Origin of the sequence: Vibrio sp. 1S139 (genome assembly GCF_041439475.1) — a bacterium.
Lineage (GTDB): Bacteria > Pseudomonadota > Gammaproteobacteria > Enterobacterales > Vibrionaceae > Vibrio > Vibrio crassostreae_C.
Genome location: NZ_JBGOOD010000040.1, coordinates 40,323 through 47,226, shown reverse-complemented (window position 1 = coordinate 47,226; position 6,904 = coordinate 40,323). Strand labels below are relative to the sequence as shown.

Here is a 6,904-nt window from a genome sequence, read left to right as displayed (position 1 = left end):
TCCAGCTAAATATCCGTTTAGATTCAAACAGTAATGCTTATCCGAACGGCATTGAGATGTTTATCTAGGTTTTTTTTACGCCTGAAGAAAAGCGGATTAATTAATGATTCTAACCACGTCCGTGAGGCGAATCTAAATCCAGATCAGGCCCTTTAGGCACCACTTGAGTCGGGTTGATGCCCGTATGGCTGTAATAGTAGTGGCGCTTGATGTGGTAGAAATCCGTCGTCTCTTTAATACCCTCTATTTGATAGAGCTCTTTTAGATAACCTTGGATATGTTTGTAATCCGCAATTCGTTGCTTGTTACACTTGAAGTGACCCACATACACAGCATCGAATCGAACCAAGGTCGTGAACAACCGCCAATCCGCTTCAGTAATCTGCTCTCCCGCTAAATAACGTTTCTCACTAAGATGCGCATCCACTTTATCTAACGCTTCAAATAACGCTTCATACGCCTCTTCGTAGGCTTCTTGTGTTGTCGCAAAGCCGGTTCGGTATACGCCGTTGTTGATGTTTGGGTAGATATAATCATTCCACTCATCAATCTTCTTGGACAACTCCCACGGGTAGTAATCATCGGTGTTACCCGTTAGCTCGTTAAACTCTGAGTTAAACATGCGAATGATTTCAGACGACTCGTTACTCACAATGGTGTTGGTTTTCTTATCCCACAGCACAGGTACCGTTACTCTACCCGAGTAGTCAGGCTTGGCTTGAGTGTAGATTTGGTGCATGCGGGTATGGCCAAATAGAGGTTCAGGTAACCCCATTTGCCAACCTTCACTCATCATGTCTGGGCAAACAACCGTCACGTCAATGTGATCGGTTAGGTCTTTCAGCTCACGGAAGATAAGGGTTCGGTGCGCCCAAGGGCAAGCCAATGATACGTATAAGTGATAACGGCCGCTTTCAGGCTCAAACTGCGCGCCCGGTTTGTTCTCTATCCAGTGACGAAAGCCCGCATCTTCACGAACAAACTTACCACCGCTTTCTTTGGTGTCGTACCACACATCGTGCCAAACACCTTCAACTAACTTACCCATATCCAAACCTCTGTCATCGAAACTTTTCTCTAGTATAAAAAAAGCCAACTTTTTCAAAACTAGAAGAAGTTGGCTTAGTTGTTCGAATATTTTGATGAAGCTTGTTGAGCGAACCAATAAGCCTAAGACAAAAAAAGCGCGACTCTAATAACTAGTCGCGCTTAAGCCTGTCACAGGCTGAACCGTTTTAAATAGGCTTTAGACTTGTACGTGCAAGCAAGATACTGCGTGAACGTCATCGCCTTGAATCGTTGGCTTAGTTTGCGCACACGCCTCTGTTGCTTGTGGGCAACGAGTACGGAACACACAACCTGATGGCGGATTGATTGGCGATGGGAGATCACCTTCCAACATCTGAATGGTTTTGCTGCGCTCTAAGCGTGGGTCTGGAATTGGAACTGCAGACATCAACGCTTTGGTGTATGGGTGCTTAGGATCAGAGAACAATGCATCTGATTCGCCAAGTTCTACCGCATTACCTAGGTACATCACCAATACGCGATCAGAGATGTGTTTAACAACCGACAAATCGTGCGCGATGAATACCAAAGACAAACCTAGCTCTTTTTGTAGCTCCTTCAGAAGGTTAACTACTTGAGCTTGGATAGATACATCCAGTGCAGAAACAGGTTCATCACAGATGATCATCTTAGGTTTCAAGATAAGCGCACGTGCAATACCAATACGCTGACACTGACCACCAGAGAATTCATGAGGGTAACGGTTGATTACGTTGGGTAGTAGACCAACCTTTGCCATCATCTCTTTAACTCTGTCCTTCACTTCTTGTTTAGAAAGTTCAGGGAAGAAAGTCTCTAGAGGCTCAGCAATAATATCGCCTACTGACATACGTGGGTTAAGCGATGCTAGCGGGTCTTGGAAGATCATCTGAATCTCTTTACGAGTCTCACGACGCTTCACTTCCTGCATCTTAGTTAGGTCTTGACCTAACCACATCACTTGACCTTCAGTCGCTTCAACCAAGCCGATAATCGCACGGGCAAAAGTCGACTTACCACAACCAGACTCACCTACTACACCCAGAGTCTCTCCTTCGTAAAGGTGAACATCAACACCATCAACCGCTTTAAGGTTTGATGGTTTTGCCCAAGGCCAAGCAGACTTAGCTGCAATGCTAAAGTGAACTTTCAGGTCTTTAATATCTAATAGTAATTCTTTACTCATTTTGTCCAAGTCTCCCAATCTGAAAAACAAGCACGCTGACGGTCTTTAGCAAATGGCTGCAAAATCGGTGCTTCTTGCTTACAACGGTCCATTACACGGTGACAACGGTCTTGGTAAGGACAACCTGTTGGTAGGCGAAGTAAGTTAGGTGGGTTACCTGGAATCGTCGGTAGAATTTCACCTTCGGTATCCAAACGAGGAATCGCTTTAAGCAGGCCTTCCGCATATGGGTGGCTTGGCTCGTAGAAGATTTCATCAACCGTGCCGTACTCCATTGTACGACCCGCGTACATCACAAGTACTTTGTCACATGAGCCAGCAACAACACCCAAGTCATGGGTGATCATGATGATTGCCGTATTGAACTCATCTTTAAGTTCGTTCAGCAATTCCATGATTTGCGCTTGAATGGTTACATCCAGTGCCGTTGTTGGTTCATCAGCGATAAGTAATTTAGGACGACACAGCAGTGCCATTGCGATCATCACACGCTGACGCATACCGCCAGAAAATTCGTGTGGGTACATGGTGATACGCTTACGTGCTTCAGGGATTTTAACCGCTTCAAGCATGCGTACTGATTCTTCAAACGCCTCTGCTTTACCCATGCCTTTGTGCAGCATAAGTACTTCCATCAACTGATCACTTACTTTCATGTAAGGGTTCAGTGACGTCATTGGATCTTGGAAGATCATTGCGATCTGTTCAGCACGAACCTTGTTCAGCGCTTTTTCAGGCAGGTTGAGGATTTCATTGCCTTCAAACTTTGCACTGCCTGAGATGATGCCGTTTTTAGCCAGCAGCCCCATCAGTGCAAATACCGTTTGTGATTTACCTGAACCCGACTCACCAACAATACCCAGCGTTTCGCCTTGGTTAAGTGAGAAGTTCAAGTCGTTTACTGCGGTTACGATACCATCTTGCGTGGTAAATTCGACGCGCAGATCTTTGACATCTAATAAGCTCATTATTGCTTCCTTAATCTTTTATAGCTTTTAATTGCTATTTCGTTATCTGTCTTTTGGATCAAGCGCGTCGCGCAGACCATCACCTACGTAGTTAAAGCAGAACAGCGTAACTACCATGAATGCCGCAGGGAATGTTAATTGCCAGATTGCAACTTCCATTGTTTGCGAGCCTTCTTGAAGCAATGCGCCCCAGCTTGTCATAGGCTCTTGAACACCAAGACCAAGGAAAGATAAGAATGATTCTGTAAGGATCATGCTTGGAATAAGCAGCGTAGAATAAACCGCTACGATACCCAGTACGTTCGGTACGATGTGACGTGTAATGATCTTCCATTTGCTTACACCACATACGTGTGCGGCTTCAATGAACTCTTTACTACGCAAGCTCAGCGTTTGACCACGTACAATACGCGCCATATCTAGCCAAGCAATCGCACCAATAGCAACGAAGATTAGGATGATGTTACGACCAAAGAACGTTACCAGGACGATTACTAGGAACATAAATGGTACCGCGTACAAGATCTCTAGGATACGCATCATCACTCGGTCAGTACGACCGCCGATGAAACCTGAAGCTGCACCGTAAAGCGTACCAATCAGTACCGCTACGAATGCGCCCATCACACCAACCATCAATGAGATACGACCACCGATAAGAGTACGAACGTACAAATCACGGCCTAAGCTATCAGTACCAAACCAGTGGTCCGCGCTTGGCGCTGCATGCATTGCGTACCAGTCAGTATCATCATAAGTGTACTGAGCAAGCATCGGTAAGAAGATAACCGCCAGTACCATAAGCGTAAGAATAAACAGGCTTACCATTGCCGCTTTGTTTCGCATAAAACGAATGCGGGCATCCTGCCACAAACTGCGACCTTCAATCTCTAAGCTCTCAGAGAACTTTTCGATCGCTTCTAAATTTTCTTTTTTCTTCAACATAACCATGCGTCCCTGTTAGTAGCGAATTTTCGGGTCAATTAGCGCTAGCAAAATATCAACGATTGCGTTGAACAAGATGAATAGGAAACCAATCAAGATGGTTACACCCATTACTAGCGAGTAGTCACGGTTAAACGCGGCGTTAACAAACAGCTTGCCGATACCTGGTAGGCCGAAGATGGTTTCAACAACAACAGAACCTGTAATGATACCTACAAACGCAGGTCCCATATAAGAAACGACAGGCAGCAGTGCTGGCTTCAGTGCATGTTTTAGAACGATGTAACGGTAACTTAGGCCTTTTGCACGAGCAGTTCGGATAAAGTTACTGTTTAGCGTTTCAATCATGCTACCGCGAGTAATACGAGCAAATGTGGCTACATAAAGAAGAGACATCGCGATAACTGGCAGGACGATGTACATATAAGTACCGCCGTGCCAACCACCTGCTGGGAATATGTTCCAGTGCAGAGAGAACAGGTAAATAAGCGCTGGAGCCAACACGAAGGATGGCATTACTACCCCGAGCATAGCGGTCGACATTATGGTGTAGTCAATCCAGGTGTTGTGCTTCAAGGCGGCAATCGTTCCGACCGATACTCCCATAATCAGGGTAAAGATAAAGGCAATAAAACCTACCTTCGCAGATACTGGAAGTGCGACTGCGATCAGCTCATTTACGGTGTAATCTTGATATTTGAATGATGGACCAAAGTCACCTTGAACGATGTTAGTCAAGTACGTGGTGTACTGTTCAAATACAGGTTTATCTAAGCCGTATTTAGCTTCGATGTTAGCCATAACTTCTGGCGGTAATGGGCGTTCGCTCGAAAACGGGTTACCCGGTGCAAAACGCATGAGAAAGAAAGATATAGTGATCAACACCAACATGGTTGGAATCGCTTCGAATATCCTTTTCATAATGAATTTAAGCATAAACTCACTCTTTTCAGTCTGTGACAATTAAAAATTAAATAGACACTGCGTGCGATTTCTCGCACACAGGTCTAAGTTAGTTATATTTTATTTTTATAGGAGGTTATTTTGCTTTGATATAAAGATCTTTTGAATAGATCTTATCTTCGGCGTTACCTTCTGGGTAACCACCTAGCTGAGGTGATACAAGACGTGTTGTAACGTACTGGTAGACTGGAGCAATTGGCATGTCTTTAGCTAGCAATTTTTCTGCTTCGATGTATAGCTTAGTACGCTCTTCTTCTGAAGTAGAGCTTAGTGCTTTATCGATAATCTTGTCATAGTCTGCGCTCTTATAGTGCTGACCAGCAGTTGTATTTTGGCTAACCATCAATGTTAGGAATGAAGATGCTTCATTGTAGTCACCACACCAACCTGCACGAGCAACGTCAAAGTTACCAGTATCTTTACTGTCTAGATATGATTTCCACTCTTGGTTTTCGAGTTTCGCGTTAATACCAAGCTCTTTCTTCCACATTGATGCGATTGCTACAGCAAGCTTCTTGTGGTTTTCAGACGTGTTGTAAAGCAGGTTGAATTCAAGTGGGTTGCTCTTCGTGTAGCCCGCTTCTTCAAGAAGACGCTTCGCTTCAGCAATACGCTCTTTTTGAGAAAGTTGACCATACTCTGGAGTTACCGGGTCAAAACCAGCAGTAATTTCAGGAGTCAAGAAGTAAGCTGGTTTTTGACCTTGACCAAGAATCGCTTTCGTCACGATGTCACGATCCATCGCATAAGACATTGCTTTACGAACACGTACGTCGTCGAAAGGTGCTTTCTGAGCATTAAATTGGTAGTAATAAGTACACAGGTTACCCTTAATGTTTACATCTTCTGGGTATTCTTTCTGTAAGCGACGGAAGTGCTCGTTAGGAACTTCGTATGTGAAATCTAGTTCGCCAGAGAGGAAGCGGTTCATTTCCGCTACTTGGTTTTCGATTGGTAGGAATGTTACTGTGTTAAGAACTGTATGTTCGTTATCCCAATAATTTTCGTTGCGTACTAGTTCAAGACGCTCGTTAACTACCCATTGATTTGGAACAAACGCACCATTACCAACAAAGTTTTCAGGCTTAGTCCACTGGTCACCGAATTTTTCAACAGTTGCTTTATGTACTGGCTTCACTGTTGTGTGACCCATCATCATTACGAAATATGGGACAGCTGTATCTAAAGTCACTTCTAACGTGTAGTCATCTAAAGCTTTAACGCCTAGTTCACTCTTGTCTTTCTTACCCGCAACGATGTCTTTCGCATTCGCCATCTTGGTATATTCCATGTACCAAGCGTATGGAGAAGCAGTTAAAGGATCAACCGCACGTTGGAAGCTGTAAACGAAGTCATTTGCCGTTACAGGATCGCCGTTAGACCATTTAGCATCTTTGCGCAGGTGGAATGTGAATGTTTTGTTGTCTGTCGTTTCCCAGCTTTCAGCTACTCCTGGGATAGTATTGCCGTCGCCATCTTGGTTCACTAAACCTTCTAGAAGGTCACGAATTACGTGAGATTCTGGTACACCTTGAGATTTGTGAGGGTCGAGTGTTGCTACTTCAGTACCATTACCGCGAACCAGTTCCTGAACTTTTGCCAGTTCTGTGCCTGCTGGAACTTCAGCAGCGATAGAAAGAGTAGAAGAGGCAGCCACTGCCAAACCAGCACCTAGAAGAAGGGCCTGAGTGATTTTATTCTTGTACATTTAATAAACTCCAAGTTTTATGTATTGCATCCATGACTTCTTTGCTTGGTTCACTGAACGGCAGTGATTTAGATTTATTTAGCTCAA

The 6,904-nt window shown here is 44.4% G+C and carries 6 protein-coding genes; all 6 read right to left on the bottom strand.

From position 1 onward, the window contains the following. Window positions 1-109: 109 nt before the first annotated feature. The 6 genes from ACED46_RS14330 to ACED46_RS14305 all read right to left on the bottom strand — a co-directional run bounded on the left by ACED46_RS14330 (window position 110) and on the right by ACED46_RS14305 (window position 6,817). Window positions 110-1,048, bottom strand: coding sequence for a glutathione S-transferase family protein (locus tag ACED46_RS14330; protein ID WP_102321139.1), 939 nt, complete (start codon window positions 1,046-1,048; stop codon window positions 110-112). A gap of 198 nt (window positions 1,049-1,246) precedes the next feature. Then, window positions 1,247-2,233 carry a murein tripeptide/oligopeptide ABC transporter ATP binding protein OppF gene (oppF, locus tag ACED46_RS14325; RefSeq protein WP_017062172.1) on the bottom strand — a complete coding sequence of 329 codons (987 nt, stop codon included), beginning with the start codon at window positions 2,231-2,233 and terminating at the stop codon, window positions 1,247-1,249. Further along, window positions 2,230-3,201 (bottom strand): ABC transporter ATP-binding protein, encoded by a 972-nt coding sequence (locus ACED46_RS14320; RefSeq protein ID WP_012603544.1) that lies wholly within the window; start codon window positions 3,199-3,201, stop codon window positions 2,230-2,232. Before ACED46_RS14320 ends, oppF begins: the two co-directional genes overlap by 4 nt. 42 nt (window positions 3,202-3,243) lie before the next feature. Next, window positions 3,244-4,146 carry an oligopeptide ABC transporter permease OppC gene (oppC, locus tag ACED46_RS14315; protein ID WP_019823598.1) on the bottom strand — a complete coding sequence of 301 codons (903 nt, stop codon included), beginning with the start codon at window positions 4,144-4,146 and terminating at the stop codon, window positions 3,244-3,246. Between the two features lie 15 nt (window positions 4,147-4,161). Continuing rightward, on the bottom strand, window positions 4,162-5,082 hold the full coding sequence (gene oppB / locus ACED46_RS14310) for an oligopeptide ABC transporter permease OppB (RefSeq protein ID WP_017067676.1): 921 nt from the start codon (window positions 5,080-5,082) through the stop codon (window positions 4,162-4,164). 103 nt (window positions 5,083-5,185) lie between these two features. Beyond that, window positions 5,186-6,817, bottom strand: coding sequence for an ABC transporter substrate-binding protein (locus ACED46_RS14305; RefSeq protein WP_371721745.1), 1,632 nt, complete (start codon window positions 6,815-6,817; stop codon window positions 5,186-5,188). Window positions 6,818-6,904 lie beyond the last annotated feature (87 nt).

Coding starts and splice junctions, on each gene's coding strand:
- ACED46_RS14330 (WP_102321139.1), bottom strand. CDS start 1,048: ATGGGTAAGTTAGTTGAAGGTGTTTGGCACGATGTGTGGTACGACACC.
- oppF (WP_017062172.1), bottom strand. CDS start 2,233: ATGAGTAAAGAATTACTATTAGATATTAAAGACCTGAAAGTTCACTTT.
- ACED46_RS14320 (WP_012603544.1), bottom strand. CDS start 3,201: ATGAGCTTATTAGATGTCAAAGATCTGCGCGTCGAATTTACCACGCAA.
- oppC (WP_019823598.1), bottom strand. CDS start 4,146: ATGTTGAAGAAAAAAGAAAATTTAGAAGCGATCGAAAAGTTCTCTGAG.
- oppB (WP_017067676.1), bottom strand. CDS start 5,082: ATGCTTAAATTCATTATGAAAAGGATATTCGAAGCGATTCCAACCATG.
- ACED46_RS14305 (WP_371721745.1), bottom strand. CDS start 6,817: ATGTACAAGAATAAAATCACTCAGGCCCTTCTTCTAGGTGCTGGTTTG.